At 36.8% G+C, this 647-nt stretch carries 1 pseudogene; it reads left to right on the top strand.

What is annotated here, in order from left to right:
* Positions 1–16 precede the first annotated feature (16 nt).
* A pseudogene (locus tag R7Z77_RS26210) lies at positions 17–647 on the top strand (GGDEF-domain containing protein); the annotation flags it as partial.

Here is a 647-nt window from a genome sequence, read left to right as displayed (position 1 = left end):
ATAGTAAGAAAATTCGATGAAAAAGGCTGTTAAAAAAATATCCAGTAAAAAGATAATAACGATAAGCGCAATAATCGTTTCTATTTATTTAGCGATACTTATTGTTGTTACAAGTCTTGGACAGAATAAATTAAAAGACTCTCAATATAGAGAGCTGGATTTAAAAGTAAAAAGCTATGCAAGCACACTAGACAACTTATTTACTATCGCAAGTGAAGACGTAGATAATTTATCGAGTGACAAAACCGTTCAAACTTTTTTTGCAAACTTAGCATCTGGTATGTCGATGGAATATGGCCTAGGTGCAAGTTTAATCAACTTAAAACGTAGATTTGATGAGAAGATTGACGGCAAGTTGATCAACAGTAGCAACATCTACAACAAGTTAACGCTGGTGGGCAGTGACGGAACAACCATTGTCACGACTGGCCCAAAAGATCTCAAGCCAATGGATATTCATGATTTGATGACCCAACACGGGCATCCGGAAGAAGTTTGTGCCACTCGTGATGGTGACAACATTCGGATTCAAGTGATTAAGCAAGTCAAATTTTCTGGGAAACCAGTGGCTTTTTTAATTGCGGACATCAATAAAGATATTGTTATTGAGCAATTAACCAATCAAGAGCACGAAGACAGCTACAGTC

This window comes from Vibrio sp. 1401 (genome assembly GCF_033340295.1).
The sequence above is the reverse complement of the archived record's forward strand: the minus strand, read 5'-3'. Positions and strand labels throughout refer to the sequence as shown.